Annotated in this window: 28 protein-coding genes; 11 read left to right on the forward strand and 17 right to left on the reverse strand. The window is 73.2% G+C overall.

Features of this window, described 5'->3' with window-relative positions; all coding sequences use genetic code 11:
• Nucleotides 1–32: 32 nt before the first annotated feature.
• The gene (locus ASD90_RS02190; RefSeq protein ID WP_056751039.1) at nucleotides 33–659 is read right to left on the reverse strand and encodes a LysE family translocator; all 627 of its coding nucleotides are present in this window, start codon (nucleotides 657–659) and stop codon (nucleotides 33–35) included.
• A gap of 71 nt (nucleotides 660–730) precedes the next feature.
• On the opposite strand from ASD90_RS02190, the gene ASD90_RS02195 reads away from it, so the two are divergent.
• Nucleotides 731–1,273, forward strand: a complete 543-nt coding sequence (locus ASD90_RS02195) for a DinB family protein (RefSeq protein ID WP_056751042.1) — start codon at nucleotides 731–733, stop codon at nucleotides 1,271–1,273.
• Here ASD90_RS02195 and ASD90_RS02200 read toward each other — a convergent pair.
• The 3 genes from ASD90_RS02200 to ASD90_RS24595 all read right to left on the reverse strand — a co-directional run bounded on the left by ASD90_RS02200 (nucleotide 1,260) and on the right by ASD90_RS24595 (nucleotide 4,566).
• On the reverse strand, nucleotides 1,260–2,531 hold the full coding sequence (locus ASD90_RS02200; protein ID WP_056751045.1) for a DUF6596 domain-containing protein: 1,272 nt from the start codon (nucleotides 2,529–2,531) through the stop codon (nucleotides 1,260–1,262). The genes ASD90_RS02195 and ASD90_RS02200 overlap by 14 nt on opposite strands.
• Nucleotides 2,532–2,957: a YciI family protein gene (locus ASD90_RS02205; RefSeq protein WP_056751049.1), complete on the reverse strand. Its 426-nt coding sequence runs from the start codon at nucleotides 2,955–2,957 to the stop codon at nucleotides 2,532–2,534. It lies immediately after the preceding gene.
• A 118-nt stretch (nucleotides 2,958–3,075) separates the two neighbouring features.
• The gene (locus tag ASD90_RS24595) at nucleotides 3,076–4,566 is read right to left on the reverse strand and encodes a helix-turn-helix domain-containing protein (protein WP_162260164.1); all 1,491 of its coding nucleotides are present in this window, start codon (nucleotides 4,564–4,566) and stop codon (nucleotides 3,076–3,078) included.
• A 458-nt stretch (nucleotides 4,567–5,024) separates the two neighbouring features.
• Here ASD90_RS24595 and ASD90_RS02215 point away from each other — a divergent pair, with 458 nt between their 5' ends.
• Entirely contained in the window at nucleotides 5,025–5,558 is a 534-nt protein-coding gene (locus ASD90_RS02215; protein WP_056751052.1) for a GNAT family N-acetyltransferase, read from the forward strand.
• A 17-nt stretch (nucleotides 5,559–5,575) separates the two neighbouring features.
• On the opposite strand, the gene ASD90_RS02220 is transcribed toward ASD90_RS02215, so the two are convergent.
• The gene (locus tag ASD90_RS02220; RefSeq protein ID WP_056751055.1) at nucleotides 5,576–7,495 is read right to left on the reverse strand and encodes an APC family permease; all 1,920 of its coding nucleotides are present in this window, start codon (nucleotides 7,493–7,495) and stop codon (nucleotides 5,576–5,578) included.
• Nucleotides 7,496–7,539: 44 nt separating this feature from the next.
• Nucleotides 7,540–8,844, reverse strand: coding sequence for an APC family permease (locus tag ASD90_RS02225; RefSeq protein ID WP_056751058.1), 1,305 nt, complete (start codon nucleotides 8,842–8,844; stop codon nucleotides 7,540–7,542).
• An 80-nt stretch (nucleotides 8,845–8,924) separates the two neighbouring features.
• Between ASD90_RS02225 and ASD90_RS02230 the strand changes: the two genes are divergently transcribed.
• On the forward strand, nucleotides 8,925–10,391 hold the full coding sequence (locus ASD90_RS02230; RefSeq protein WP_056751061.1) for a PLP-dependent aminotransferase family protein: 1,467 nt from the start codon (nucleotides 8,925–8,927) through the stop codon (nucleotides 10,389–10,391).
• On the opposite strand, the gene ASD90_RS02235 is transcribed toward ASD90_RS02230, so the two are convergent.
• From ASD90_RS02235 to ASD90_RS02250, 4 genes are read right to left on the reverse strand one after another with little or no spacing between them, the layout of a single operon-like run.
• Nucleotides 10,354–11,544: an MFS transporter gene (locus ASD90_RS02235; protein ID WP_056751063.1), complete on the reverse strand. Its 1,191-nt coding sequence runs from the start codon at nucleotides 11,542–11,544 to the stop codon at nucleotides 10,354–10,356. The genes ASD90_RS02230 and ASD90_RS02235 overlap by 38 nt on opposite strands.
• A 60-nt stretch (nucleotides 11,545–11,604) precedes the next feature.
• On the reverse strand, nucleotides 11,605–12,237 hold the full coding sequence (locus ASD90_RS02240; protein WP_235506352.1) for a cation transporter: 633 nt from the start codon (nucleotides 12,235–12,237) through the stop codon (nucleotides 11,605–11,607).
• Nucleotides 12,234–13,157, reverse strand: coding sequence for a cation diffusion facilitator family transporter (locus tag ASD90_RS02245; protein ID WP_056751065.1), 924 nt, complete (start codon nucleotides 13,155–13,157; stop codon nucleotides 12,234–12,236). Before ASD90_RS02245 ends, ASD90_RS02240 begins: the two co-directional genes overlap by 4 nt.
• A complete protein-coding gene (locus ASD90_RS02250) occupies nucleotides 13,154–13,534 on the reverse strand; it encodes a helix-turn-helix transcriptional regulator (protein WP_056754252.1) in 381 nt (126 codons plus the stop codon). Before ASD90_RS02250 ends, ASD90_RS02245 begins: the two co-directional genes overlap by 4 nt.
• Nucleotides 13,535–13,620: 86 nt before the next feature.
• Between ASD90_RS02250 and ASD90_RS02255 the strand changes: the two genes are divergently transcribed.
• Complete coding sequence (locus ASD90_RS02255) at nucleotides 13,621–14,601, forward strand: DUF389 domain-containing protein (protein ID WP_056751069.1); 981 nt, start codon at nucleotides 13,621–13,623, stop codon at nucleotides 14,599–14,601.
• A gap of 24 nt (nucleotides 14,602–14,625) precedes the next feature.
• Nucleotides 14,626–15,624, forward strand: a complete 999-nt coding sequence (locus ASD90_RS02260) for a phosphotransferase (protein ID WP_056751071.1) — start codon at nucleotides 14,626–14,628, stop codon at nucleotides 15,622–15,624.
• Here the strand turns inward: ASD90_RS02260 and ASD90_RS02265 are convergent.
• The 5 genes from ASD90_RS02265 to ASD90_RS02285 all read right to left on the reverse strand — a co-directional run bounded on the left by ASD90_RS02265 (nucleotide 15,578) and on the right by ASD90_RS02285 (nucleotide 18,899).
• On the reverse strand, nucleotides 15,578–16,216 hold the full coding sequence (locus ASD90_RS02265; RefSeq protein WP_056751074.1) for a hypothetical protein: 639 nt from the start codon (nucleotides 16,214–16,216) through the stop codon (nucleotides 15,578–15,580). The genes ASD90_RS02260 and ASD90_RS02265 overlap by 47 nt on opposite strands.
• Nucleotides 16,217–16,301: 85 nt before the next feature.
• Complete coding sequence (locus tag ASD90_RS02270) at nucleotides 16,302–17,090, reverse strand: pentapeptide repeat-containing protein (RefSeq protein WP_056751077.1); 789 nt, start codon at nucleotides 17,088–17,090, stop codon at nucleotides 16,302–16,304.
• Nucleotides 17,087–17,404, reverse strand: a complete 318-nt coding sequence (locus ASD90_RS02275; RefSeq protein WP_157610978.1) for a hypothetical protein — start codon at nucleotides 17,402–17,404, stop codon at nucleotides 17,087–17,089. The genes ASD90_RS02270 and ASD90_RS02275 overlap by 4 nt, the downstream gene beginning before the upstream one ends.
• Before the next feature lie 10 nt (nucleotides 17,405–17,414).
• Nucleotides 17,415–18,371 carry an NADP-dependent oxidoreductase gene (locus ASD90_RS02280; RefSeq protein ID WP_056751083.1) on the reverse strand — a complete coding sequence of 319 codons (957 nt, stop codon included), beginning with the start codon at nucleotides 18,369–18,371 and terminating at the stop codon, nucleotides 17,415–17,417.
• Nucleotides 18,372–18,503: 132 nt separating this feature from the next.
• The gene (locus ASD90_RS02285) at nucleotides 18,504–18,899 is read right to left on the reverse strand and encodes a DUF2237 family protein (protein ID WP_056751086.1); all 396 of its coding nucleotides are present in this window, start codon (nucleotides 18,897–18,899) and stop codon (nucleotides 18,504–18,506) included.
• Nucleotides 18,900–18,940: 41 nt separating this feature from the next.
• Between ASD90_RS02285 and ASD90_RS02290 the strand changes: the two genes are divergently transcribed.
• Both ASD90_RS02290 and ASD90_RS02295 read left to right on the forward strand, forming a co-directional pair.
• On the forward strand, nucleotides 18,941–19,387 hold the full coding sequence (locus ASD90_RS02290; RefSeq protein WP_157610976.1) for a hypothetical protein: 447 nt from the start codon (nucleotides 18,941–18,943) through the stop codon (nucleotides 19,385–19,387).
• Between the two features lie 56 nt (nucleotides 19,388–19,443).
• Nucleotides 19,444–21,612, forward strand: coding sequence for a penicillin acylase family protein (locus tag ASD90_RS02295; RefSeq protein WP_235506353.1), 2,169 nt, complete (start codon nucleotides 19,444–19,446; stop codon nucleotides 21,610–21,612).
• Here the strand turns inward: ASD90_RS02295 and ASD90_RS02300 are convergent.
• Nucleotides 21,588–21,773 (reverse strand): hypothetical protein, encoded by a 186-nt coding sequence (locus tag ASD90_RS02300; RefSeq protein ID WP_056751095.1) that lies wholly within the window; start codon nucleotides 21,771–21,773, stop codon nucleotides 21,588–21,590. The genes ASD90_RS02295 and ASD90_RS02300 overlap by 25 nt on opposite strands.
• A 268-nt stretch (nucleotides 21,774–22,041) precedes the next feature.
• Here ASD90_RS02300 and ASD90_RS02305 point away from each other — a divergent pair, with 268 nt between their 5' ends.
• From ASD90_RS02305 to ASD90_RS02320, 4 genes are all read left to right on the forward strand, one after another.
• Nucleotides 22,042–23,271 (forward strand): hypothetical protein, encoded by a 1,230-nt coding sequence (locus ASD90_RS02305; protein WP_162260165.1) that lies wholly within the window; start codon nucleotides 22,042–22,044, stop codon nucleotides 23,269–23,271.
• A 106-nt stretch (nucleotides 23,272–23,377) separates the two neighbouring features.
• The gene (locus ASD90_RS02310; RefSeq protein ID WP_157610972.1) at nucleotides 23,378–23,815 is read left to right on the forward strand and encodes a hypothetical protein; all 438 of its coding nucleotides are present in this window, start codon (nucleotides 23,378–23,380) and stop codon (nucleotides 23,813–23,815) included.
• 39 nt (nucleotides 23,816–23,854) lie between these two features.
• Nucleotides 23,855–24,937, forward strand: a complete 1,083-nt coding sequence (locus ASD90_RS02315) for a DNA polymerase IV (RefSeq protein WP_200958517.1) — start codon at nucleotides 23,855–23,857, stop codon at nucleotides 24,935–24,937.
• A gap of 40 nt (nucleotides 24,938–24,977) precedes the next feature.
• Entirely contained in the window at nucleotides 24,978–25,799 is an 822-nt protein-coding gene (locus ASD90_RS02320; RefSeq protein ID WP_082588431.1) for a phosphatase PAP2 family protein, read from the forward strand.
• 287 nt (nucleotides 25,800–26,086) lie between these two features.
• Here ASD90_RS02320 and ASD90_RS24655 read toward each other — a convergent pair whose 3' ends face one another.
• Nucleotides 26,087–26,266: a hypothetical protein gene (locus ASD90_RS24655; RefSeq protein ID WP_056751107.1), complete on the reverse strand. Its 180-nt coding sequence runs from the start codon at nucleotides 26,264–26,266 to the stop codon at nucleotides 26,087–26,089.
• Nucleotides 26,267–26,271: the final 5 nt, after the last annotated feature.

The raw sequence follows: 26,271 nt of genomic DNA on the forward strand, positions 1-26,271 counted from the left end.
GCAGTCAAACAGATCTCGGGGCGCTGTGGGTACTACTCGCGTGCGAGCATCGTGGCGCCGAGCCCGACCATCATGACGCCGCCCGTCACCCCGAGCTTGTCGAGCCGGGCGGGCTTGCGGGCGAACCACTCCCGTGCCCGCGCGGCGAGCAGGGCCCACATGCTGTCGCTGCAGATCGCCATGAGGCCGAAGACCCCGCCGAGCACCGCCATCTGGACGCCGACGTGGCCCGCGCCGGTGTTGACGAACTGCGGGAGGAAGGCCACGAAGAAGAGGATCGTCTTCGGGTTGGTGAGGCCGACGACCGCGCCGATGCGCAGGGCGTGGCCGCGCTTGGCCGACACCTGCGCCTCCATGGCCTCGCGCGCCTCGTGGCGGTGGCGGATCGCCTGGATGCCGAGCCAGATGACGTAGGCGGCGCCGGCGACCTTGATGACGGTGTAGGCGGTGATGCTCGCCGCGACGACCGCACCGAGACCGACGGCGACGAAGACGGCCTGGGCCGTGACCCCGAGGGCGTTGCCGACGACCGACAGCAGCGCCTCGCGCCGCCCGACGGTCAGGGCGCGACCGATGGTGAAGAGCAGGCTGGGACCCGGGACCTGGATGAAGAGGATCGACGCGACGAGGAACGCGACCCACTGGCTTGATGACGGCACCGGACCAGTGTGCTCCCGGCCCCGGGTAAAGGGCAGGCGGTTTTCGAGGCGCGGACACTAACGTCGGGGCCATGACGACACCTGCTCAGACCGAGCGCACCGACCCGCCGCTCGCCGCCGACGAGGCGACGACCCTCGTCGCGTTCCTCGACTTCCACCGCGACACCCTGCGCCGCAAGACCGAGGGGCTGACGGCCGAGCAGCTGGCGCAGACCCTTCCGCCCTCGAGCCTGACGCTCGGTGCCCTGCTCAAGCACGTCGCCCTCAACGAGGCGAGCTGGTTCGGCGAGGTGCTCCACGGCCGCCCGATGCCCGAGCCGTGGGCGAGCGCCGACTGGGACGCCGACCGGGACTGGGAGATGACGTCGGCCCGCGACGACAGCCCGGAGGAGCTGCGCCGGATCATGGACGTGTCGGTCGAGCAGGCCCGCCTGGACATCGAGGCGGCGCTCGCCGAGGGAGGACTCGAGTTCCGGTCGGCGACGCTGTCGCGCAAGGAGAACCAGACGTTCAGCCTCCGCTGGATCCTGCTGCACATGATCGAGGAGTACGCCCGCCACAACGGTCACGCGGACTTCCTGCGCGAGGCGGTCGACGGCGTCACGGGCGAGTGAGCCCCGCCCGCCGGAGGCAGAAGCGCCGGAGCGGCTCGGCCGGCATGACCTCGGCGAGGTCGCGGTAGCGCTCGGCCGCGTGCTCCCGCCGTCCCGTGCGCCACTCGAGGTCGGCGAGTGCGAGGCTCGCGTCACGGCTGGCGTATGCCGGGGCGCCCTTCTCGAGGGACGCGAGCTCGGCCTCGAGCTCGGCCAGTGACCGCTCGGCCGGTGACCCCTCGGGGTGGGCGGCGAGGAGGCCCTGAGCCGTGGCCACGAGGCGGGCGACCCGGACGGAGGGGGACGGCCAGCGGCGCTCGAGCGCGCCGTAGAGCGAGACGATGCGCGGCCAGTCGGTGCGCTCGAACGACGGCGCGCTCGAGTGCAGGCCGGCGATCGCCGCCTCGATGGCGAAGCGACCGTCGCCCGACGCGGCGACCGTCGCGTCGGCGAGCCCGGCCCGCAGCAGGGCGCCGTCCCAGCGGGTGCGGTCGACCTCGTCGAGCGCGAGCCCCGTCCCGGTGTCGTCGACGCGGCCCGGGCGACGGGCCAGGCCGAGGCGGATGACGGCACGCAGCCCCCGCACCTCCGTGTCGTCCGGGTGGGCGGCGACGAGCGCGTCGGCGATGGAGAGCGCCTGGCGTCCCGTGTCCGCCAAGGCGTCGGCGGGGTCGAGCACCGTGCGGTGCGCGACCGTGAACATGCCTGCGACGCAGGCGATGACGACCGGCAGGCGGCGGTCGCGCTCGGCCTCGCCCGGCACGTGGAAGGTGCCTCGGGCCTCGGCGAGGGCGCGCTTCGCCCGGGTGAGCCGGGCGGCGGCGGCGGTGTCCTGGACGCCGAGGTGTCCGGCGATCTCCGGGACCGTCAGGCCGCACACGACGCGCAGGGCCAGCACCATGCGGGACGCGGGCGAGATGGCCTCGTCGCACGCGACGAAGAGCAGGGCGAGGCGGTCGTCGAGCCCCTCATGTCCGTGCATGGACAGGTCGTCGGCATCCATGGCAGTGCGGTCCGCCTCGGGGCGGGCGAGCTCGGGGGCCAGCCGGCGCCAGGTGGTGCGCCGTCGGGCGTCGTCGAGCCACGCCCGCTTGGCCACCGAGGTGCACCACGCGGCATACGACTCGATCGGTGCTCCGCCGTCGCGCTCGTGCGCGGCGGCCCGTGCGACGGCCTCGGCGGCGTACTCCTCCGCGTCGTCGAGGCTCCCGGTGAAGGAGGCGAGGGCGCGCACGATGCGCGGCCACGCCTCCTCGAACTCACCCGTCCCGAGTGGCACTCACATCCCCGTCGGGAAGACCTTGCGCCACTCGATGTGTCTGCCCGTCGGCACGAGGGCGGCGATCCGGCGCGCGGTGTCCTCGTCGTCGGTCTCGACGAGATAGAAGCCGGTGATGACCTCGGACGTGTCGGTGAACGGGCCGTCGGTGTAGACGGCGTCCTCGACGGTGCGGTCACCCGCGCCGGGGGCGACGGTGCCGCCGTGGCGGGAGTTCTGCAGGGCCGCACCCCCGACGACGCGGGCGCCGAGGTCGGCGACGGCCTGCTGGAAGGCCTTGTGCTCGGGGAACGACGCGTCCATGTCGGAGGCCGGGGCGCTCGGGTCCTTGCCGGCGGGACCGGCGTCGGCGGCCGGCGCGCCACCGAGGTAGGCGTCGGAGTCCCAGTCGTTCTCGTGGATCAGGTAGACATACGTGTCGGCCATGGCCGGCTCCTTCTCGAAGAGGCGCGCGGTGCGCAGGTGGCGACCCTCGCCACATCATCCTGACGAACTCTCGGGCCGGGAATCGACACGCGGTCGAGATTTCTTCGGATCGGGCCGGTCAGCTCGCCCCGAGACGCTCGAGGCGCCCCTCGAGGGAGGCCCGACGGTGGGCGTTGCCCTCGAGGTCGAGGTAGCGCGTGCCGAACGTCGCGAGCAGGGCGTCGTCGAGCCGGCGCACCGCACCGGGTGGGTACTTGTAGCCCATTCGCTCGATGAGGGCGGCGCCGTCGACCGGGGCGATGACCTCGGCGAGGGCGTCGACCGACGTGATGCCGAGCTCGAGCAGCAGGCCGGAGACCCACGTGTAGTGGTCGGTGCGCGACCAGCCGGCGTCGGCGTACTTCGCGGCGAGGAACGTCGCGAGGTCCTGCGTGCTGATCCGGGAGTCCTGCTCCACCGCGTCGGGCGGGCTCGCCGGCAGGGCCTTCTGGAGGCGGTCGCGGATCGCCGAGAACTCGCGGTCGGCCAGCTCGATGAGCCCCGCCGCCAGGGTGAACCGGCGGTCGAGGTCGTGCGCGTGCTCCTCGGGGACGGTGCCCTTGTAGCGGATGTCGTGCTCGAACTCGGCCCAGGCGTGCTGCAGCACGGTCCGGATCTGCACCGAGGCGCTGCGCCGGCGGAGCGGCTCGTAGGCCGTCGGCACGGTGCGGCTCGCGTCGACCGCGACGAGCAGGTGGCGGCTCGCGTAGCCGAAGCGTCCCGAGCGCGCCGTCTCGAGGCCCATGTCACGGTCGTCGAGGACGGCGAGCTCCTCGGCCAGCAGCTCGGCGACGGCGGCGACGTCGTCGTGGACGTAGGTGATGACCCGGACGCCGATCTGGTCGGTGATGTCGGCGAGCGGGTCGGGATAGAGCAGCTCGCCGTCCCTGCGGCGCTCGGCCTTGGACGCGAAGGACGCCACGGACTTCGTGCGCCCGCCCACGCTGAGGTAGTTGATGCCCGCCTCGTCGAGCAGCCCGGTGACCATCTCGACGAAGAGTGCCGTCGCGGCCTCGACCTCGGGGCGCACCGCGGCATACGCCTGTGCTGCCTCCCTGCTCTCGGTGGACGTGGTGCTCGCCTCGTCGGTCGCGCCTGCGCCATCGCTGTCGGACATGCCGCCATCCTGCCGTGCCCGCAGGACCGGCGGCGACCGGTAGTCGTGGAACCACCAGAGGTCCTCCCGGTCGGAGGCTCCCCAACCGTGCCGCACACCCCACCACGTCGGCGCCTGCGTCCACACGGCCCCGTGGGCCGGGAACGCGCGCCGGGCCGCGTCGACGAGACCCACCGCGCCGTCGTCCTCCCAGTCATGGCACCGGGGCCGGACCTCATCGCTGCGCGGACAGGGGAAGAGGTGGTGCAGGCCGATGCTGAAACCCAACGCGCGGTAGAGCGAGATCGCGGACTCCAGCGTGATGGCGTGGTGGCCGCTCTCGAGCCGGGAGATGCGGCTGTGCGGGACGTCGAGCCGGGCGGCGAGCGCGCGCTGGCTCAGCAGGTAGGTGCGGCGCACGTGCCTCAGGGCGTTGCCGAAGGCATCTGGTCCGTGGCCGAGGGGAATGGTCATGGCGCCAGCGTCCATGCCCGTCGCCTCACTGTCAGGCCCGGCGCAGGTCCTGTGGATCAGCCGCACTCGGGGCGGAAGGGTGTGGACGGGGGCAACGGACCCGCGCTTGGCCGCCGCGCCCTGTGCGTTGGGTCGCCCCGTGACTCAACCGCCGGCGAGGACCTCGCGCGCTGTGCGTCGGGTCGCCCGGTGACTCAACCGCCGTCGGGGACGTCCTGTGCGCTGTGCGTTGGGTCGCCGGCTGACTCAACTGCCGGCGGGGACGTCCTCTGCGCTGTGCGTTGGGTCGCCCGGTGACTCAACCGCCGGCGCGGCCCTCTGAGTCACCTGATGACCCAAGGCACAGGGAGCACGCGGTGGCCGTAGACGTGTCGACTCGGAACGGGCGAGCGGTGGAATGGCGTGGACGGTGGGGGAATGGCGTGGACGGTCGAGCGGGGAGGTGCGAGCGTGTCGCCATGCACCTCGAGACCTCCCGACTCACCATCCGTCCCTGGTCGCACGACGAGGCAGAACGGCTGCTCGACATCCAGAGCCGCCTCGAGGTCGTGAAGTGGCTCGGCGACGGCGAGCCCGTCCTCATGAAGGACCTCGACGAGGCCCACGCCCGCATCGACCGCTACCACGAGCGCAGCGAGGCGCCGCCGCTCGGCTTCTGGGCCGTCGAGGTGCGCGAGACGGGCGTCGTCGCCGGCTCCGTCATCCTGCTGACCCTGCCGGACGCCGACGACGGTGAGGTCGAGGTGGGCTGGCACCTGCATCCCGACTCGTGGGGCCACGGCTATGCGACCGAGGCCGCGACGGCCGTGGTCCAGCTCGGCTTCGACGGTGGGCTGCCCGAGATCTACGCCCTGACCCACACGACGAACGAGCCGTCGCAGGCCGTGTGCCGCCGCCTCGGTCTCGACGACCTCGGCGTCATGGAGAAGTGGTACGAGGGCGAGTCCCGCGTCTACCGCACCACGCCGGAGCGGTGGGCCAACCGAGCCTAGGTGTGCCGGCGCCCGGCTCAGCCTCCGACGTGCACCTGCGGGCGCCGGTCCGCGTCGGGCTCGGCGCGCCGGATGATCTCGTGCGTCAGCGGGGGGATGTCGCCCTCGCCGGCGAGCAGGAAGCGCAGCACGTTCTGCCCCGGTGCCTTCTCGCTCCACTCGAAGTAGATGTGCGGCGGCTTGCTGACGCGGTCGCGCACGTCGAGCAGGACCGCGGCGAGGACGTTCGGCACCGACGGGCCGGTGGCGCGCAGGATGTAGTGGCCACCGACGACGGCCGACCCCACGTGGACGGTCGTCGCGAAGTCACTCGCGTCGCTGATCTGCACCTCGAGGAAGATCGCGCCCTGCCGGGCGTTGAGATGGTTCGACATCCGGACCTCGAGCGACTTCGCGCGGTACTCGTCGCGGTCTCCGGCGTTGATCTTGTTGGCGATGAAGCGCAGCGGCTGGGGGCCGAGCGCCGCGTCGTCGAGGATCGCCCGGGCGCTGTCGTCGTAGACGACGCGCTGGACCCGCAGCTCGGTCGAGCGGACGATGCGGGACCAGACGCTGATGACGACGATGAGTGCGATGAACACGAGGGCGATGACGAGGCCCTCGGGGCGCTCCGCGATGGTGATCGTGATCGTGTAGACGAAGATCGCGCTGACGACGGCGAAGAAGGCCGCCGCCGCGCGGTGCCCGCGCCGCAGCTCGGTGAGGAAGACGGCGATCGCGGCGGACGTCATGAGCGCGAGCACGCCGGTGGCATACGCCCCCGCCTGCTCGTCGACGTTGGCCCCGAAGGCGAGCGTCACGACGGCGGCGATGAACGACAGCACGAGCACGAGCGGCCGCGTCGAGCGGGCCCAGTCCGGTGCCATGCCGTAGCGGGGCAGGTAGCGCGGCACGATGTTGAGCAGGCCCGCCATGGCAGACGCGCCGGCGAACCAGAGGATACCGATGGTCGAGATGTCGTAGACCGTGCCGAAGCCCTCGCCGAGCAGGTCGTGCGCAAGGTAGGCGAGGGCGCGTCCGTTGGCCGCGCCGCCCGGCTGGAAGGCGTCGGCCGGGATGAGCAGCGTCGTGACGAGCGAGGACCCGATGAGCAGCACGCTCATGATCAGGGCGGCGGTCGTCAGGAGCTTGCGGGCGTTGCGGATGCGGCCCTCGGGCTTCTCGGCCGTGTCGGTCGGGTCGCCCTTGACGAGCGGCATGACGACGACGCCGGTCTCGAAGCCGGAGAGGCCCAGCGCGAGGGCCGGGAAGACGAGAAGTGACGCCCCGATGATCCCGAACGGTGCGGAGTGGGCCGACGTCATGGCCGTGATCCAGTCGCTGAACGCGGTCGGGTGGTCGCCGATCTCGAGGATGCCACGCACGAGGACCACGGAGCTGAGGCCGAGGTAGGCGACGACGAGCACGACGGCGATGCCGATGGCCTCTTTGAAGCCCTTGAGGAAGATGCCCGCGAGGAACAGGAGCAGGGTCAGGGTGACGCCGACCTGGTGCCCGGTGAGCGTCGACTTGAGGTAGGGGTTCTCGATGAGGTGGGCGCTCGCGTCGGCGGCCGACAGGGTGATGGTGATGATGAAGCCGGTGGCGACGAAGCCGATGAGGCAGAGCACGAGGATCTTGCTCGGCCAGTAGGACAGGAGGCGTTCGAGCATCGAGAGGCTGCCGTCGCCGTGCGGGCTCTCGGCCGCGACGCGGCGGTACATCGGGAGCGCACCGAAGAGGGTGACGAGCACGAGCACGAGCGTCGCAACCGGTGAGAGGGCGCCGGCGGCGAGGGCCGCGATCCCGGGCTGGTAGCCGAGCGTCGAGAAGTAGTCGACGCCGGTCAGGCACATGACGCGCCACCACGGCTGGACGTGCGCCTGCTCCTTCGCCTCGCTCTCGCGCTCGTAGTAGCCGCCCGGGTCGGCCTCCTCGGCGTCGAGGAACCAGCGCATCAGGGGTGTGCGCTCCGCGCGCTGTGTCGTCACGGCGCCGAAGTCTAGGGGCTGGCACTGGAACCATCACCCTGTCGATGAGTCCGGGACCGGTAGGCGAGCGAGAGGAGCACGAGCCCCAGGGCCCACAGCGCATGGAGGCCGTTGACGACGAGCAGGGCGACCACCGACGCGTGGGCGACGAGTGCGGTCCACCAGGCGCGGCTGCCGCGGGGGAGCAGGCGCAGCGCCGCGGCGGTGCCGAGGACGTAGACGAGCGTGAAGCACCCCGTCGCGAGCAGCATGAGCGGGGTGAGGCCGAGGTCGAGCACGACGGCGACGACGAGCGAGAGCATCGAGCTGGTCGTGACGAGGGCGATGCTGCGCCGAGGCACCTGGCCGGCCTCGCCGCCCTTCGCCAGCCAGCGCGGCAGCGCGCCGTCCCGGGCGAGTGCGGCACCGAGCCTCGACCCGCCGGCGTAGTACGCGTTCATCGCCCCCACGGTGAGCAGCACCGCCACGACGGCGGTCACGACCCGGGCCTGCTCGCCGAGCGCGATGGCCATGAGGTCGGAGAGCGGCGCCTGGCTGCGACCGGTGGCGGGTCCGAGCACGAGGACGCTGGTCGTGGCGAGGCCGAGGTAGAGCACCCCGACGACCGCGACGGCGATGCCCGTGGCTCGGGGCACGTCCCGGCGGGGGTCGCGGTAGTCCGCCGCGAGCGACGCCACGGCCTCCCAGCCCGCGAAGCCCCAGACCAGGACGGCGGCCGCGGTGCCGACGGCGGCCCACCCGTTCGGGGCGAAGGGGGTCAGTGACGCCGTGCTCCCGTGCGGCAGGGCGACCGCCATCGTCGCCGTCATGAGCAGGGCGAGGGCGGTGGCGAGACCGAGCTGCACGCGACCGGAGAAGCGCAGCCCGGCCAGGTTCATCAGGCCGGTGCCGAGGATGAGAGTGGCCGCGACGACGACGGAGGTCGTGCGTCCCCCGCCGACGACGTCCGCGACGTAGCCGCCGGCCATCATCGACGCCGGCGGAGCCCCGACGGGCACCGCGAAGTAGAAGCACCACCCGACCGCCCCCGCGGCGCGGTCGCCGAAGGCCCGACGGACGTAGGTCGAGACCCCGCCGCCGTCGGGGTGCCGGGCTCCGAGCGCGGCGAACGTGCTCGCGAGCGGCACGGACAGGAGCACGAGCGCCGCCCACGCGAGCAGTGACGCCGGACCGGCCACCTCGGCGGCGAGGGCGGGCAGGGTGATGACGCCCGTGCCGAGCACGGCGCCCACCGAGAGGGCCGCGCCCTGCGCGACGGTGATCGTGCCCCCGGTCGCGGTCGGGGTGGCCCGGGTCATGCGTGCGGTCGTCGCCATGGCTCCAGACTCCCGCCGAAGCGGACCGGTCAGAAGTGCCACTTCTTGTCAGATGGTGTGGGCCAATCCAGACTGTCGAGATGGACCTGCACGTCTCCCTCACCGGCTCGGGCGACCTCACCGCCCAGATCTACGCCCAGCTGCGCGCCGCCGTCCTCGACGGTCGCCTCGCCGGGGGCGACCGCGTGCCCGCCTCCCGCGACCTCGCGGAGAGCCTCAGCGTCTCGCGCGGCACGGTCACCGCGGCCTACGACCGGCTCCTCGCCGAGGAGCTGCTCGAGACCCGCCGCGGCGCCGGGACCTTCGTCGCGAGGGGGTGCGTGCCTCCCGGCGGCGTGGCCCGGCGTCGCGCCCGAGCCGGGGCCGTCGTGCCGACGGCCCTGTGGGCGACCACTGCGGAGGCCGCGCCGGGCCCGGGCGGTGCGGTCCACGACTTCTCGGTCGGGGTGCCCGACGACTCGCTCTTCCCCCTCGCGACCTGGCGCCGGCTCGTCAGCGGCACGCTGCGCCGGGGCCGCCTGGCCGCCGGCACCTACGACGACCCGGGCGCGAACCGCGGAGGGAGCCGTCTCGAGGCCGAGATCGCGAGGTATGCCGGGGTGTCCCGGTCGGTCGTGGCCTCCGGCGCCGACGTGGTGACCACGGCCGGCGCGCAGCAGGCTCTCGACCTCGTCGCGCGGGTGCTCGTCGAGCCCGGTGGCACCGTCGCCGTCGAGGACCCCGGCTACACCGCCGCGGCACGGCTCTTCGCGACCCACCGGGCTGTCGTCCGCGGGGTGCCCGTCGACGGCGAGGGGATCGTCGTCGACGCCCTGCCCGACGCGGCCCGTCTCGTCTACGTCACCCCGTCGCACCAGCACCCGACCGGGGTGGCGATGTCCCGCGCGCGCCGGGTCGCGCTGCTGGAGTGGGCGGTCCGGCACGGGGCGGTCATCGTGGAGGACGACTACGACAGCGAGTTCCGGTTCGCCGACCGGCCGCTCGAGCCGCTCCAGAGCCTCGACCGCGACGGGCGCGTGGTCTACGTCGGGTCGTTCTCCAAGTCGCTGCTGCCGGGCCTCCGGGTCGGCTATGCCATCGCCCCCGCCACGCTCACACCGGCCCTGCGCGAGGCCAAGCGGGTCACCGTCTGGGACGGCGATGCCGTGACGCAGGGCGCCCTCGCCGACTTCCTCTCCGAGGGGCACCACGCGGCCCACGTCAGGCGCGCGACGAAGGTCTACCGTGCCCGTCGCGAGGCGCTGCTCGACGGCCTCACGCGCCCCGACGGCCTCGCCGACTGGCTCGAGGTCGTCCCCTCCGCGGCCGGGCTGCACCTGTGCACCCTGCTGCGTGACCCGGCCCTCGACGACGTCGCGATCGCCGAGCAGGCGCTGGCCGCAGGCGTGTTCGTCGAGCCCCTGTCGGTGCGACACCTGGAGCAGCCAGCCCGCCACGGGCTCGCCTTCGGCGTCGGCGGCATACCCCTGACGGGCATCGGCCCGGCACTCACCGCGCTGCGGGGTGTCCTCAGCTCGAGCCGGCCGGGACGCCGCGTCGACGGATGATGGCGAACTGCGTGGCGAGCGGGATGATCCCGAGGATCAGCACCATCGGCACGGCAAAGCCGAGGCGCAGGTTGTCCGACCCGACCGCACCGGTCAGCACCGCGCCGAGCAGTGCACCGACGTAGTTGAACTGGTTGAAGCGCGCCACGACCTGGTCGGTCTTGTCGATGCGCTCGCCGGCGGAGTCGGCGTCGCCGCCGGCGATGGCACCCGCCGCCGAGAAGCTGAGCGGCGCGATGGTCGCGACGGCGCCGCCGAGGATGGTGAAGCCGACGACGGCCACGACCCACGTCGGCGCGAAGACGATGACCGCGAGCGACAGGGCGGCGACGACGCCGCTGATGCGGAGCAGCCAGACGGCGCCGTGGCGGTCGACGAGGCGGTCGCCGACGGTGCGGGCGAGGAAGGTCGCGACGAGGTAGGGGAGCGTGGCGAGCGCGGTGAGCCCCGTCGGGGCGTCGAGCGTGCCGTCGAGGTAGACCGGTCCCCACGTCGTGGCCGCCGTGTCGACCATGTAGAAGAGCACCATCGCCACGCCGAGCAGGGCGATGCGCCGCCACGGGACGTCGACCTTCGCGTCGGTCTCGGCGAGGCGGTCGCGACGGACGTAGGGCGCAGCGAGTGCCGCGACGGGGAAGACGAGCAGCGGCAGCAGGGCCGGCCCGAGGTCGACCCCCGACGTCGCCAGCGTGACGAGCGTGCCGAGGATGCCGCCGGCGGTCCAGAAGGCGTGGAAGGACGGGAGGATCGGTCGCCGGTAGAGGTGCTCGACGGTGACGGCCTGCATGTTGGACGACGCGTCGACGAGCCCGAGCGCGAGCCCGTAGGCCGCGAGCCCCCCGACGAAGACCCCGAAGGCCGGCGCGACGAGCAGCACCGCGAAGCCGATCGTCGCGGTGACGAGCCCCATGCGGACGACCATGGCGCTCGACGAGCGCGCCGCGACGACCTCGGCGATGACCGAGCCGACCCCCGCGAGCAGCACGACCATGAGGAGCAGGCCGCTGACGGCGAGCTCGTCGAGCGACCACTTCTCCTGCACCTGCGGCAGGCGGGTCGTCAGCGAGATGAAGAGCAGGCCCTGGACGAAGAAGGCGGTGCCGGCCGCGAGGCGTGCCCGCAGCAGTGAGGAGGACTCGGCCCGAAGTGTCACGGTGGGTCACACTGTCGGTCGCCGGACCCGCCGTCAAGACTCATGCCGTGGTTCCGTGGGTCAGCAGCAGGCGTCGCCGCGCCAGTTCGAGCGTCCCTCGCGGACCGCGACGGCGGCGATGACGAGCGCCGCCACGGGGTCGAGCCACCACCAGCCCAGGAGGGCGTTGGCGAGCAGCCCGACGAGCAGGACGGCCGAGAGGTAGGTGCAGAGCAGCGTCTGGGTGCCGTCGGCGACCACCGCCCCCGACCCGAGCTCCCGGCCGGTGCGCCGCTGCCAGTGCGAGAGCAGTGGCATGACGGCGAGCGAGAGCGCGGCGAGCGCGATGCCGACGACCGAGGTGTCGGACTGCTCGCGGGTCACGACGGCGCGCACGGACTCGACGGTGACGTAGGCGGCCAGCGCGAAGAAGGAGACCGCGATGAGGCGGCGGGCCAGGTGCTCGCGCTCCTCCGGGACGGGGTGGCCGAACTGCCAGAGGATGACGAGCCCGCTCATCACCTCGACCGTCGAGTCGAGGCCGAAGCCGACGAGGGCGGTGGAGTCGGCGATGCGGCCGGAGCCGATGGCGACGACGGCCTCGACCACGTTGTAGGCGACCGACGCGCCGGCCAGCAGGCGGGCGCGGCGCACCAGGGCGGCCCGCCGGGACGGAGGCAGGAGCGTGAAGAGGGGGCGGGAGGGCGTGCTCACCAGTCGGCTCCTCGGCACTCGGAGCGGTCGGTCGTCTCGACCTGGAGCGTCGCGTGGGCGACGTGGAAGCGCTCGCGCAGCATCCGGCTGGCGGCGTCGAGCACCTCGGGCCCGGCGTCGGCACGGGACGTCACGAGGTGCGCCGTCGCGACGTCCATGCCGGACGTCAGGGTCCACACGTGCAGGTCGTGGACCTCGGTGACACCCGGCACGTCGCCGAGGGCGGTCAGCAGGTCGGTGGGCTCGAGTCCGGTCGGCGCGTGCTGGCCGAGGACGGCCACGACCTCGCGCCCGAGCCCGACGGCGCGGACGGCGACGAAGACCGCGATGGCGAGCGCGACGGCGGTGTCCCACCAGGCGCTGCCGGTCGCCCGCACGAGCACGGCGGCCGCGATGACCCCGACCGAGCCCACGGTGTCGGCGACGACCTCGAGGTAGGCGCCCCGGACGTTGAGGCTCTCGCCCGCACCGCCGCGGAGCATGAGGAGGGCCACGATGTTGACGACGAGGCCGGTGGCGCCGACGACGAGCATGGTGCCGGACGCGATCTCGGGGCTCGACCCGATGCGCCCGATCGCCTCGACGGTGATGTAGACCGAGACGCCGAGCATGAGCAGCACGGCGAGCCCGGAGGCGAAGACCTCGGCGCGGTAGGAGCCGAAGGTGCGGCGGCCGGTCGTGTCGGCGCGTGTCGCGATCCGGGTGGCCACGAGCGCGGCGCCGAGCGTCACGACGTCGGCGGCCATGTGCCCCGCGTCGGAGAGCAGAGCCAGCGAGCCGGACGCGAGGCCGGCCACGAGCTCGACGACGAAGAAGGCGGCGACGAGACCGAAGGCGACCGCGAGCCGCCAGCGGTGGCGGCCGCCGGCGTGGACCGCGGCGGCCCCGTGGTCGTGTCCATGCGAGTGGCCGCCGCTCATGGGGCCCCGCCGTCGTGGAGGGCGTGCTCGCGCGTCACGTCGAGGAGCAGCCGGACGTGGGCGTCGGAGAGGCGGTAGTAGATGTTGCGTCCGTCGCGCCGACCGGTGACGACGCCCGACGCGCGGAGCAGTCGGAGGGCCTGGGAGACGGTGGTCTCGGCGGTGGTGGTCGCCGCTGCGAGGTCGCACACGCAGAGCTCGCCGGCCTCGAGGAGGGCATAGAGCAGTCGGGCGCGGGTCGGGTCGCCGAGCAGCTTGAAGACGCTCGTGACGCGTGCGAGCTCGTCGACGCCGGGCGCGTTCGCGGTGGCGAGGGCGACCTTGTCGGGGTGCACGCACGGGGCGGCGCACCCGTCGAGTCCGGTGACGGTGCTCATCACGACCCTCTCATCTGAATGGATGATCAGATGTCACTGTCGTGGCGGACAGGCCCACCTGTCAACCGGACGGCAGACTGTCCGACATGCTGAGACTGACGGTCACGATCCCGAGCGAGCTGACCGAGCGGGTCACCCAGGTGCTCGCCGACTCCACGGCCGTGAGCACCCTGTCGGTGCTGCGAGGCGCGGCCGTGCGTCCCGTCGGCGACGTCGTGCACGCCGACGTCGCCCGCGAGGGGGCCAACGTCCTCGTCGACCGGCTGCGCGAGCTCGGCGTCCACGAGGGCGGGACGCTCCAGATCGAGCCGGTCACGACGTGGGTCTCGCGGGCCGGCTTCGAGGCGGACGAGGAGACGCCCGGCAGCAGTGCCGACGCCGTCGTCTGGGCCCAGGTCGCGCAGCGGTCCTACGACGACAGCGAGCTGAACTGGACCTTCCTGTCGTTCATGTCGCTCGCGACCCTCATCGCGGGCATCGCGATCGTGCTCGACTCCCAGATCCTCGTCATCGGCGCCATGGTGCTCGGGCCCGAGTTCGGCGCCATCGCGGCCCTCGGCGTCGCGCTCGTGCGCCGCCGCACCCTGCTGCTCGGGGTCGCGGCCCGCGCCCTCGTCGTCGGCTTCGTCGTGGCCATCCTCGTCACGTGCGTGGCGGGACTGGTCGGCCGGGCCCTGGGCTGGGTCACACTCCACGACATCACCGGCGCGCGTCCGGCGACCGGCTTCATCTACTCGCCCGACAAGTGGTCGTTCATCGTCGCCGTCCTCGCAGCCGCGGCGGGCGTCCTGTCGCTGACGTCGGCCAAGCTCGGCGGCCTCAGCGGAGTCTTCATCTCCGTCACAACGATCCCGGCCGCGGGCAACGTCGGGCTCGGGCTCGCCTTCGGCGCCTGGTCAGAGGTGCGTGGCAGCGGCCTGCAGCTCGTCGTCAACATGATCGGGATGGCCCTGGCCGGCTGGCTCACGCTGGCCTTCCAGGACGCAGTCTGGTCGCGGGTGCCGGCGCCGCGGTCCCACTCGCGGCTCAGCCGCCGGATCCACGCCGAGCCGCCGCCACCCCGCTAGCGTCGACCTCGTGATGACGCCGTGATGACGCCACCCGCGGACTTCTCCACCGAGCTGCTCACCGCGGCCCTGCGCGAGATGTGGGGTCTCGAGGTGAGGGACATCGCTTACGCGCCAATGGGTTTCGGCAGCCACCACTGGCGGGTGGACGCGGGTGGCGACGGCCGCTGGTTCGTGACCCTCGACGACTACGTCGGGGCCGGGACAGACGTCGAGCGCGGCCCGGCGCTCAGTGCGGCGTTCCGCTCGGCCCGGGCGCTCGCCGACTCCGGGCTCGACGTCGTCGTCGCGCCGGTGCCGGCCCGGGACGGCTCGGTGCCGTTCGAGCTGAGGCGGCACCAGTGGGTGTCGGTGACCCCGTGGCTCGAGGCCCCGCGCCTGCCGTCGCCGGACGACCAGACCGCGGCCGACCGGCGCGCGGTGACCGAGGCCCTGGCGGGGCTGCACGCGGCCACACGCCACGTCGTCGGGATTGCCGGCACCGACGACCTGCGGCTGCCCGAGCGCGACCTCCTCGACCGCGCGCTCGCGGACGGGATCCCGCCCGGTGCGGGGCCCTACGGCGAGCGGGCGCGGGATGCCCTGGCCGAGCGGGCTGACGCGGTGCGCCGAGCCCTCGTGGTCTGGGACGCGACGGCGGACCGGGCGCGCGCCGAGCGTGACTCCTGGGTCATCACCCACGGCGAACCGCACTGGCGCAACGTCCTCGCCGATGGTGACGGCCTCCACCTCGTCGACTGGGACACCGCGCTGCTCGCACCACCGGCTCGGGACCTGTGGCACGTCGCGGGCGCCGAGGGCGAGGCCGTGGACGACGTCCTCGCCGCCTACGCGACTCTGACCGGACGGTCCGTGACGACCCACGACCTGCTCGTCCAGGCATCGCGATGGGACCTCACGGAGGTCGCGCTCTACGCCGCCCGGTTCAGCCGACCCCACGCCGACGACGCCGACGGCGAGATCGCGTGGGCTGGTTTCACGGAGTCGTTGTCGACGGTCGGGGCGCGGGAGTCGGCAGCGTGAACGTCGTCGTCAGAGCACCGTTGACGAGGGACAGCAGGATCCCGGTCTCCTGACGGATGACGGCGTAGCGGCTCTGTGCGACGGGCGAGTTCGCCGTGGCCTCGGCGGAGGCGGCCCGCGCGAAGAGGCCGAGCGACCCCAGGCGTCCGTAGTAGCTCGGGGCGTCGAGCCCCGGCGGCGGGCCGTTCGCCCCGAGCCGTCCGAGGTGCTGGGCCATGAGGTCGAGCTGGAGCGCGGCGGCGTTGCCGGACAGCGTCATCCGGTCGAGCAGCCGCACATCGACGACGAGGTTCGAGTAGTCGGCCAGCGCAGCGGGCCGGTTGAAGACGGTGCTCGTCGTCAGGCTCGGGCGGGGGAGTGCCGTGACCGTGACCGTCGGCGTGGCGACCACCGTCGCCGTCCTCACGACCGTCGTCGTCGCCGTGACGGTGCGCGTGTCGATCTCGGTGACCGTCACGGTCTCGGTCGGCACCGGGGTGCCCGTGGAGCCGGCCACCTGGCTCAGGTCGATGTCGGGCTTGTCGGACGTGCACCCACCGAGCGCGAGGGCAGCCGCCAGCGCCAGCGCTGCGGCGACCTCGGCTCGGCGCACGATCGACTCCGGTGCTCGACGTGAATGGTGGGTCGATTGTCATCGTTTCACCGTCCCCGTGGGAGCGAATGCGCGAATCGTGCGGTCAGATGCGAGCCGCCGCGAGCTGGGGACGGGTGAGGAAGAGCGCACCGTCGAGCCGCGCCCCCCGCAGGTCGGCGTCGCGCAGGTCGGCGCCGAGCAGGTCCGCCCAGCGCAGGTCGGCGTCGCGCAGGTCAGCCGCGATGAGCAGCGCCCCCCGGAGGTCCGCCGTGCGCAGGTCCCGGCCGTGCAGGTCGGCGGCGACGAGGTCGGCCCCGGCGCGCAGGCGCCGTGGGGGCGTGCGTATGCCGTCACGCCTCCTCCGCCGGTCGCGCGCGGTCTCGCTGGCACCCCGGAGCAGGCCCCCGACCCGGGACCGCACGGCGGCGAGGTCGACCGCGAGCAGGTCGTCGGGTGAGCCCGCCGTCGCCAGCCGGACCTCCTCGGCGGCGGCCATGAGGCCGGCGCGCGTGGGCTCGTCCGGGTCGAGCGCGAGGGCCTCCCCGAGGTGGGCGAGCATCTCGTGGAGCTGTCGCATGACGGGCAGGACGGCATACATCATCGGGGCTGTCGCGGGGGCCTCGCGCCACGAGACGCCGCCGAAGGTCACCTGCGAGACCTGCTGCCCCGCACCGAAGCAGTCGAACGTCACGCAACCGCGCCAGCCGCCCTCGAGGAGCCGGTCGTGGATGCCGCAGCGGTGGTCGGCGAGGAGGTTGCGACAGGGCTCTCCACCGACCTTGTCGACGGGGAAGTCCGCCGACCGGGCGAAGGGGAGGGCGACGCAGCAGAGGCCGAAGCACCGCGAGCAGTCGGCCTCGAGGGCGGGCGTCGCGTCGGGCGCTGGGGTCACGGCAGCACCAGGGTTTCGGGATGGATCGTCACGAGGGACTCGGGGAAGGAGGCGTGACCCTGGAGCTGGAGCCAGGTCGTGCGTGCCTCCTCGATCTCGCCGACGCGCTCGCCGTCGGGCCCGATCCGCCAGCGCTGCAGGGTCGCCCCGTCCGCGTCGGGTGCGACGAACCGGTTGACCCGCTGCCAGGACGGCCCGCCGGCGGGCTCGACGAGGAGCGTGATGGTGCGCTCGTCGGGGCACCCGGCGCGGATCTCGTGAGCCGTGAACGGGGTCGGTGCGGTGCCCGGTCCGAGCACGTGGGGATCGCTCATCCCGTCAGTATCACGGGCCGTCGGGGACACCGTCACCGTCGAGGTCCACGACGAGCTTGCCGAGCGTGCCCGCGGCGAAGTCGGCCAGTGCCGTCGGCGTGTCCGTGAGCGAGTAGGCGCGCTGGATCGTCACCGACGTCAGGCCGCCGGACTGGTTCGCGGCGAGCCGGCCGAGCAGCTCGGGCGTGGGGTTCGCCGCGATCGGGACGAAGACGTCGGGCACCTCGGGGAAGCCCTCGGTCGAGAAGACGAGGGTCGACACGAGGGTGCCGCCCTCGCGCAGGGTGGGCACGAGCGCGGCCGCGTCGCCGGCGAGGTGGATGGCGACGTCGACGCCCTCGGGGTGCGCGGTGCGCACGGCGGCGGCGACGTCCTGGTCGTAGGCGACGACCTCGGCCGCCCCGAGCCGCCGGACGAGCTGCTGCTCGGGCTCCGAGGATCCTGTGGCGATAACGTGCGCGCCGGCCTGCGAGGCGAGCTGCACGACCTGGTTGCCGACGCCCCCGGTCGCGCCGGTCACGAGGACCGTTCGGCCCGGTCCCGGTTCGGCGGCGTCGATGCACGCGATGGCGGCGGCTCCGGCGAGGCCCAGCGCGGCCCCGTGGACGAAGTCGACACCGTCCGGGAGCGGTGCCACCCCGACCGAGGTCGGCACCGTGACGTACTCGGCGAACGACCCGTCGCCGAGGAAGTCCTTCGTCACCACGCCGAAGACCCGGTCGCCCGCGGCGTAGCCGTCGACGCCCGGGCCGACCGCGTCGACGGTGCCCGCGAAGTCCTTGCCGAGGACGAGGGGGAAGCGGTGCTCGAAGTACCCCGTGAAGAAGCCGTGCACCTCGCCGAGGTCGAAGCCGTTGACCGCGGCCGCCCTGACCCGCACCCTCACCTCGCCCTCGCCGGGCTCGGGGACCTCGATCTCCTCGACGGTCGGGGTGGCGTGGAACTCGTTGAGGACGATGGCGCGCATGGCGGGCTCCCGGCGGACGCGGCGGCGGTGGAGGTGCGGCCCGGCCGGGCATCCCCGAGTCTTTCCCGACTCGAGCCACCTCGACGCTACGCCGGGCCCGCACCGGTGTTCACGGATCGGTGGAACCAGCCGTCAGAGCAGCGAGCTCGGGTCGTCGGGGACGTCGGCGGCATACGACTGGAGCAGCTGCAGCGGCACGACCTCGAGCGCCCGCGCGTGCGTGGCGGCGAGGAAGACCGGCGCGGCGGCGCCGTCCTGGTGGGCCTCGAGCCACCGGCTCGCGACGACGCACCACCGGTCGCCCGGCGTCAGGCCCGGGAAGCGCCACTCCGGACGTGGTGTCACGAGGTCGTTGCCGACGCTGCGCTGGTGCTCGAGGAACTCGGCCGTCACGACGACGCAGACGGTGTGGCTCCCCCGGTCCTCCGGTCCCGTCGTGCAGTAGCCGTCGCGGTAGAAGCCGGTCACCGGGTCGGTGCCACAGGCCTCGAGCTCGCCGCCGAGCACGTTCCGTTCCCGCGCTGCCATGACCCAAACCTAGTGGCGGAGCTGCTCGCTAGGCTGGGTCCATGCTGGGGATGAAGGAGTACGAGCAGGACTACATCGACGCCTGCCGGTCGCGGGTCGAGTCGCAGGTCGTGATGTTCCACGAGGTGGCGCAGGCGGCGCGCGACCACGGCGACGCCGACGTCTCCCACCTCGAGGGGGCCCTGGAGTCGCTGGAGTACGAGTACTTCAACAACATGCTCCTCGTCCTCGACGGCTACTTCGTCCACCGCCTGCGCGGCGTCGAGGGCAAGGACGGCAACGCGCTCAACGAGGTGCGGGTGCTCGCGCGCTCGCTCATGGAGAACGGCGGCACGGTCATGGCCGACCCGCAGATCCCGCTCGACCCGGCCCACAGCGTCCTGGGCCTCGAGGTCGGTGCTCCCATCACCCTGACGCTCCAGCAGTACCGTCGGATCTCCGACGCATTCCTCCGTGAGATCGAGAGCAAGTTCTCGCGCAACGAGTAGCCGGGCACCCGTCCTCACGCCCATCCGAGAAGCCCTGAGGTCAAAGGAGATCCGCAGTGCCCCGCGCCCCGATGCCCGCTGAGGTGCGGCGCGACGCCGTCGGTGTCCCGCACCTGCGCGCCGGTGACGTCATGGAGCTGGCCCGTCTCCAGGGGCGCATCGCGGCCCTCGACCGGGGGTGGCAGATCGAGCACCACCGCTGGCGGATGGAGGGGCGCACGGCCGAGTACGTCGGTGCCGACGGGCTGCACTGGGACCGGTTCGCCCGGCAGGTGCTGCTCGAGCCGACGGTGCGGCGCTGCTTCGAGCGCCTCGACCGGGAGACGCGGACGTGGCTGTCGGCCTACGTCGACGGCGTCAACGACACGCTCGCCCAGGGGCTCGCGGGCACGCCCGAGGTCGCGCTGCTCGGGCTCCAGTCGTATGCCGCCGCGCCGCGTCCGTGGGAGCCGTGGACGCCGCTCGGCATCTTCTGGGGGATCCACCTGCTCTTCGGGACCTTCCCGGCGAAGCTGTTCAACGCGCACGTCGCCGACCGTCTCGGCGCCGATGCCCTCGCGATGTTCCACGCCGAGGGCGTCGAGCGGGCGGAGGCCTCGGGGAGCAACGCCTGGGTCGTCGGCGGGGACCGCACGGCGAGCGGGCTGCCGCTCATCGCGGGCGACCCGCACCGCACGATCGAGCTGCCCGGCTGCTACCAGCAGGTGGGCCTGGCCTGCCCCGAGTTCGACGTCGTCGGCTTCACCTTCCCGGGGGTGCCCGGCGTGCAGCACTTCGCCCACACGGGCACCGTCGCATGGGGCATCACGAACGCGATGGCCGACTACCAGGACCTGACACTCGAGTCGCTCGGTCACGTCGGTCACGGGCCGGACGGGTCGCCGTTGCTCAAGGCGCGTGGCATCGACGGCTGGGAGCCGGTGCTTTCCACCACCGAGACGCTGCGCGTGCGCGGAAAGGCCGACGTGACCGTGCCCGTCGTCGTCACCTCGCGTGGCCCGATCGTCACGGGTCTGGAGGCGGAGATCGAGCGGCTCGTCGCGGAGGCCGAGGCGCCCCCGCAGTGGACCGACGAGAGCGTGCAGCCGCGCCGGGCGCACCCGGCCGCCCACAGCCTGCGCACACCGACCCACGTCGAGGAGGACCTCGGCTTCGGCGCCCTCCTGCCGCTGCTGCGTGCGCGGACGGTGGCCGACGTCGAGGAGGCGTTGTCGCGGTGGGTCGAGCCGGTCAACAGCGCGCTCGTCGCCGACGACACCGGTCGCATCCGTCATCTCGTCGTCGGTCGCGTGCCCGAGCGCGACGCGGTCGGCGCCGTGCTGCCGGTGCCGGCCTGGGACCCGAGACACGTGTGGCACGGCTACCGGCGCGGCCCCGCCCGCGACGTCGCCGACGTGATGGTCAGCGCCAACGACCGGGCCAGCGGTGGCGGGCTCGGGGTGGAGTACGCGACGCCGTTCCGGGCCGGCCGCATCCGGGCGCTCCTCGAGACGGGCGAGGGCGTGACCGTCGACGACTGCGCGGCGATCCACGTCGACACGCTCAACGGTCAGGCCGACCTCATGCGCGAGCTCGTCGGGGCCGCTGACGTCACCGGGGCTGCCGCCGACGTCCGGTCCGAGCTGCTCGGCTGGAACGGCCACAGCGACGCGGGCAGCCGCGGCGCCGCGCTCTTCGCCGCCTGGCGCACCGCGCTCGTGCGGTGGTTCTCCGAGCACCCGACCCTCGCGGCCCTGCACGAGCCGAGCGGTCACTCACGCATCTTCGCGGCGTGGACCGACGTCGTCACCCAGATCGGGGTCGGCTGGCACTCGATGGCGCACCTCGGCCCGCACTACGGCATCGAGGTCACCGAGGGCGTACGCGTGGCGCTCGAACGCGTTGCCGCACAGGGCGACTCGTCCACGACGTGGGGTGAGCGGCACTGGCTCGACCCCGTCCACGCGCTCGACGTGACCGGGCGTGCGCCGGGAGTCCCCCGTGACCCGGTCGGGGGCGACAAGGGCTGCGTCCTCGCGGCGGCGAGCGCGCCCGGTGTGACCGACCACTGCTACGGCGGCCCGGTGGCCCGATACGTCTGGGACCTCGCCGACCGTGGTGCGAGCCGGTGGGTCGTGCCGTTCGGGGCGAGCGGTGACGCGCGCGACCCGCACTTCGCCGACCAGACGGCGGCGTGGCTCGTCGGCGACCTGCACCCGGTTCAGCCGGCGGCGGGCACGAGGTAGCCCTCGGCATCGAGGGTCACCGCCATCGGGTCGCCGATCCAGAGCGATCCGTCGACGACGAGGCTGCGGAGCACCTCGAGCTGGCCGAAGCCGGCGCCCGGTGCGCACCGTGGCTCACCGACCTGCCACGACGAGAGGTCGCCGTCGGGGTCGTGCAGCACGAGGGGGTCGCGCCACGTCTCGCTGCCGCCCTCGAGGTCGGGTCCCTCGGTGGGACCGGGGTGCGAGGCGAGCGTCTTGTAGTGGTGCGCGTCGATGCGCAGGGCGGGCTGGTCCGAGGTGCGCGTCCAGTGGAGGGTAAAAGAGAACTTTGCCCGTCTTTTACTATTTACGGTACAAAACGAGACTTTGGGACGTACTGTTCTCGCGAAATGGCACCCTCCAAGCGGCGGTGCCCCGCATATCGCAGGAGTAGGGAGTCCGGTGACCATGAGCATGACGCCGACGCACGGCGACCCGGAGCGCTGGCTGCCCGACCCGTCCTGGCCCGTGCCGCCCCGCGGATGGCAGCTCTGGGCGGCCGCCGGCTCGGTCGCCCGTGCGGAGCGACCGGACGATGTCGGCGTCGGACACCTTCAGGACGGGTCGGAGCCCCACGCGGGGCCCCGGATCGACCACACTGGCGACGTGAAGTCCGAAATGCCCTGTTCGGCAGCTCTCGAGAACGCCTCGTTCACGTTGCCGACCCGGCCGAGCGCCATGGTGGACGACGGGCGGGTCGACCTGCTCGCCGACCGTCCAGCGCGCCGGATCCCGGAGGGGGCCCTCGCGGGCTTCGCCGTCCTCGGTGTGCTCGTCCTCTTCAGCTGCCTCGTCGGCGGGCTGACCGGCGGCCTCATCGTCATCGGGGTGTCCACCCTCCTGGCCGCGAGCGCCGCCCTCGTGCGCGGCCACCTCTCGCTCTCGCAGGTCGGTGGTCAGCGCGGAGCCGGGCTGCTCCTCGGCGCGGCCGTCACGGCCCTCATCGTCGGCTCGGTCGCCACGCACGACCGCCGCCCGGGCGTGGAGGTGCTTCCGAGCGCGCCGGTCCCGGTCAGCTCCGAGCACGTCACCGACACCAGCACGGCGTATGCCGCCGTCCCCCCGTCCCATGCGGCCGCCTCGGTCACGCCGCCGGTCGCGGCCACGACGGCGCCAGGGCCGGTCCGGACCCCGGCCGCGAGCGCTCCTGACGAGCCGGTGGTTCCCGTCGTCGACGCGACGCCCGCGGCCGCCCCTCGTGCCGACACCGCCGTGGCGGCGTCGGGCTCGACGGCCGGTGGCCAGGCCCTCACCCTCTCGCCCGACGCCTTGAGCCCCGCCGCCGCCCCCACCGGGGTCGCGGACCCGACGGCGTCCAAGAGCGCCAAGGGCGGCAAGAGCGGCAAGAGCGGCAAGGACCCGAGGACCTCCACGACCTCGAAGGACTCCAAGGGCACCAAGACCTCCAAGGGGTCGAAGACGTCGAAGGCCTCCAAGGGATCGACGACGTCGAGCGATCCGAGGCCCGCGTTGTCCGATGCCGGCATCGGCGGCTCCGGGGCGGCCAGCACGTCGATGACCGGCTTCTCCGTGACTCCGGGGGCGCGTGCCGACAAGTCCGGACGCCAGGGCGGCCCGACCGTCGTCGAGCTCGCACCGGCCTCGGCGTCGGCGTCCGCGACGTCGGCACGCCCCTGAACGAAACCTGTCGGACTCTGCCCCCGGGGGTATGGGCCCGCGCCACGGGCACCGCGCCCCTGTCGAGGTGCTCTCGGGTGGCGCGGACGTGTGCCACAGTGACCTCGTGGGGAATTCAATGACCCGGGCCACGATCATCTGGTTCGTCGGCGCCGCGGTCGTGGGGGCGGTCGCCGGCGGCCTGCACCTCCTCCGTTCCGAGATCGGCGGTGCCCACACCGGACTGCCGCTCGCGGTGTCGGCATTCGCGCTGACGGCCGTCGCGGCCGCCATGCTCTTCCACGGCGTCATGCTCGCGGCGCGCGAGCAGGACGCCGCGGCCGGGCCCGCGCCCCGGCTCGCGGCCGGGCCTGCCGACGTGCCGGCCGAGTCACGCGACGGCTTCGACGAGCCGTTCGGCGACCCGGCGCGGCACCGCGACGGCGACCTGGACGACGCGCAGTCGTCGTCCGACGGCCCGGCGGTCTACACCTTCCGCGGCGGCAAGCCCGTGGGTGACCGATCGCCCCGTCCCGACCGGCGCGACCGCTCCTCCCGGAGCTGACGCGCCGACACCGTCACACCCGCCGGGCACAATGGCGGGATGAGCGCGGGCCCGCCCCACTGGGTGCTGCACGTCGACCTCGACCAGTTCATCGCGGCGGTCGAGGTGCTGCGCCGACCCGAGCTGGCCGGCCGGCCGGTCATCGTGGGTGGTCGAGGTGACCCCACCGAGCGGGCCGTCGTGTCCACCGCGAGCTACGAGGCCCGTGAGTTCGGAGTCGGGTCCGGCATGCCGCTCCGTCTCGCCGCGCGCAAGGTGCCCGACGCGGTGATCCTGCCCGTCGACGCCCCGGCCTACACCGAGGCGTCCGAGCACGTGATGGACGCGCTGCGCGGCCTCGGCGTCGTCGTCGAGGTGCTCGGGTGGGACGAGGCTTTCCTCGGGGTAGAGACCGACGACCCGGAGGGTTTCGCCGAGCGGGCGCGTGCCGCCGTGCTCGACGCGACGGCGCTCCACTGCTCGGTCGGCATCGGTGACAACAAGGTCAGGGCCAAGATCGCGACCGGTTTCGGCAAGCCCCGCGGCGTCTTCCGGCTGACCCGCGAGACGTGGTTCGAGGTCATGGGCGACCGACCCACGATCGACCTGTGGGGCGTCGGGTCCAAGGTGTCCAAGCGCCTGTCCGGTCACGGCATCCACACCGTGCGCGAGCTGGCCGATGCCGACGAGGCCGTCCTCGTCGGCGAGTTCGGTCCGCGCATGGGCGTCTGGTACTCCCAGCTCGGGCGCGGCATCGGCTCGGCGGTCGTCGACGACTCGCCGTGGATCGCGCGCGGGCACAGCCGCGAGACCACCTACCAGCGCAACCTCACGACGCCCGACGAGGTGCGCGCTGCGGTCCGCGAGCTCGCCTCGCAGGTCTTCGACGACACGGTCAAGGAGGGGCGTCAGGTCTTCCGGGTGACCCTCAAGGTGCGCTACGCCCCGTTCTTCACCTCGACGAAGGCCCGCAAGCTCGCGGCGCCGACGAGCGAGCGCGGCGACGTCGTCGAGGCGGCCGTGGCCCTCGCGGAGTCGCTCGACGCGGAGCGGGAGGTGCGGCTGCTCGGCGTCCGCGCCGAGATGGTCATGCCCGACGAGGGCGACCCGGTCGAGCGCACACCGGTGCGCGGCAGGCTCTGAGTGTCCGTCGCTCTCATCTTCATCGCCTACGGTCGTCCGCATGCCTTCTCGAGATGACGGTGCTGTGGACGTGCGGCGACGGTTCGGCGGCGAGCCGGCCACCGGCGTCCTGTCGACGGTCGCGGTCGTCGTGGTCGTCGTCGCACTGCTCTTCGTCGTGCGCGACGCCGCCTACCGTGCGACGGCATCCGGTGCGGTGGCCCTGCCGTCGGTCGTCGGTGACGCGTTCGAGGTGGTCGGTGAGCTCGGGCTCGTCGTCCTGGCCGGCGTCGCCGTCGTGCTCATCTGGCGGGCGCGCTCCCAGGGCCTGGAGCACCTCTCCGTGGCGGTCGCGGCTGCGGTCTCCGTCGTCGTGGCCTACGTCCTGAGCGAGGTCGTCAAGGGGTTCGTACGAGAGGAGCGGCCGTGTCGCACGCTCTCCGTACGGACGGTCGCCTCGTGCCCGGCCGCGGGCGACTGGTCGTGGCCCAGCAACCACGCGACCATCGCCGGCGCCCTCGCCACCGCCGTGGTCGTCATGGCACCGGTGTGGTGGCGGCTCGTCGTCCCGCTCACCCTCGCAATCGGGGCCTCGCGCGTGCTCACCGGCGCGCACTACTGGCACGACGTCGTCGCCGGCCTCGCGGTCGGCGTGGTCGTCGTCTGGTTCGGCACGTGGGCGCTGGCGCCGGTGGCTCACCGCCTGCTCAGGCGGTCGGTGGCGTCCGGCCCGCCGGCGTGGCGTCGCCTCGTCGGGCAGCGGTACGTCCCGAGGTATGCCGCGACGGATCGTCCGGACGGCGACGCGGACGGTGACCCGGACGCTGACCTTGGCGATGACGCGGGCGATGACGCGGACCGAGAGCGGCCCCGGACCGACTGACCCCGGGTCAGACCCGGGGCGGGCTGGGCGCGGCGTGAGCCACCGCGCCGGCCCGAGGGTGCACGGTGCAGGAACTCGACGAGCGGTGCCAGCTCGGGCAGCTCGCCGGCGCTCTGGAGCGACTCCTCGAGCACCTCGGCGTGCGTGGGTGTCTTCGGCGGCATGTTCGGCGCCTTCATGTACGCCGAGCCGCTCCTGACCAGGGTGACCGGCTTCGACGAGTCGGCGGTGCCGTGGCTGCTCGTCCTCTTCGGTGTCGGCCTCTTCGCGGGCAACCTGCTGGGTGGTCACTGGGCCGACCGCGCCCTGACCCGCACGCTCGTCGTGCTGACGCTCGCCCTCGCGGTGTCGCTCGTCGCGTTCGCGCTGCTGTCGGGCAGCATGCTCGGCTCGGCGGCGATGCTGCTCGCGATGGGATTCTCGGCTTCGCGACGGTGCCAGGCCTGCAGATGCGGGTCCTCGCCCACGCCTC

The organism is Terrabacter sp. Root181 (genome assembly GCF_001428505.1).
In the GTDB taxonomy this organism is placed as follows: domain Bacteria; phylum Actinomycetota; class Actinomycetes; order Actinomycetales; family Dermatophilaceae; genus Terrabacter.

Excerpts from the sequence above, each read along its gene's own strand:
- ASD90_RS02290 (WP_157610976.1), top strand. The coding sequence starts at position 18,941 with ATGCTGGGGATGAAGGAGTACGAGCAGGACTACATCGACGCCTGCCGG.
- ASD90_RS02195 (WP_056751042.1), top strand. The coding sequence starts at position 731 with ATGACGACACCTGCTCAGACCGAGCGCACCGACCCGCCGCTCGCCGCC.
- ASD90_RS02280 (WP_056751083.1), bottom strand. The coding sequence starts at position 18,371 with ATGCGCGCCATCGTCCTCAACGAGTTCCACGCCACCCCGACCGTCGAG.
- ASD90_RS02255 (WP_056751069.1), top strand. The coding sequence starts at position 13,621 with ATGCTGAGACTGACGGTCACGATCCCGAGCGAGCTGACCGAGCGGGTC.
- ASD90_RS02315 (WP_200958517.1), top strand. The coding sequence starts at position 23,855 with ATGAGCGCGGGCCCGCCCCACTGGGTGCTGCACGTCGACCTCGACCAG.
- ASD90_RS02275 (WP_157610978.1), bottom strand. The coding sequence starts at position 17,404 with ATGAGCGATCCCCACGTGCTCGGACCGGGCACCGCACCGACCCCGTTC.
- ASD90_RS02250 (WP_056754252.1), bottom strand. The coding sequence starts at position 13,534 with ATGAGCACCGTCACCGGACTCGACGGGTGCGCCGCCCCGTGCGTGCAC.
- ASD90_RS02220 (WP_056751055.1), bottom strand. The coding sequence starts at position 7,495 with ATGCGCTGGTTCCTCGACGCCGAGGAGGCCGACCCGGGCGGCTACTAC.
- ASD90_RS02320 (WP_082588431.1), top strand. The coding sequence starts at position 24,978 with ATGCCTTCTCGAGATGACGGTGCTGTGGACGTGCGGCGACGGTTCGGC.
- ASD90_RS02305 (WP_162260165.1), top strand. The coding sequence starts at position 22,042 with ATGAGCATGACGCCGACGCACGGCGACCCGGAGCGCTGGCTGCCCGAC.
- ASD90_RS02260 (WP_056751071.1), top strand. The coding sequence starts at position 14,626 with ATGACGCCACCCGCGGACTTCTCCACCGAGCTGCTCACCGCGGCCCTG.
- ASD90_RS02245 (WP_056751065.1), bottom strand. The coding sequence starts at position 13,157 with ATGAGCGGCGGCCACTCGCATGGACACGACCACGGGGCCGCCGCGGTC.
- ASD90_RS24595 (WP_162260164.1), bottom strand. The coding sequence starts at position 4,566 with ATGACCATTCCCCTCGGCCACGGACCAGATGCCTTCGGCAACGCCCTG.
- ASD90_RS02215 (WP_056751052.1), top strand. The coding sequence starts at position 5,025 with ATGCACCTCGAGACCTCCCGACTCACCATCCGTCCCTGGTCGCACGAC.
- ASD90_RS02285 (WP_056751086.1), bottom strand. The coding sequence starts at position 18,899 with ATGGCAGCGCGGGAACGGAACGTGCTCGGCGGCGAGCTCGAGGCCTGT.
- ASD90_RS02230 (WP_056751061.1), top strand. The coding sequence starts at position 8,925 with ATGGACCTGCACGTCTCCCTCACCGGCTCGGGCGACCTCACCGCCCAG.
- ASD90_RS02225 (WP_056751058.1), bottom strand. The coding sequence starts at position 8,844 with ATGGCGACGACCGCACGCATGACCCGGGCCACCCCGACCGCGACCGGG.
- ASD90_RS02205 (WP_056751049.1), bottom strand. The coding sequence starts at position 2,957 with ATGGCCGACACGTATGTCTACCTGATCCACGAGAACGACTGGGACTCC.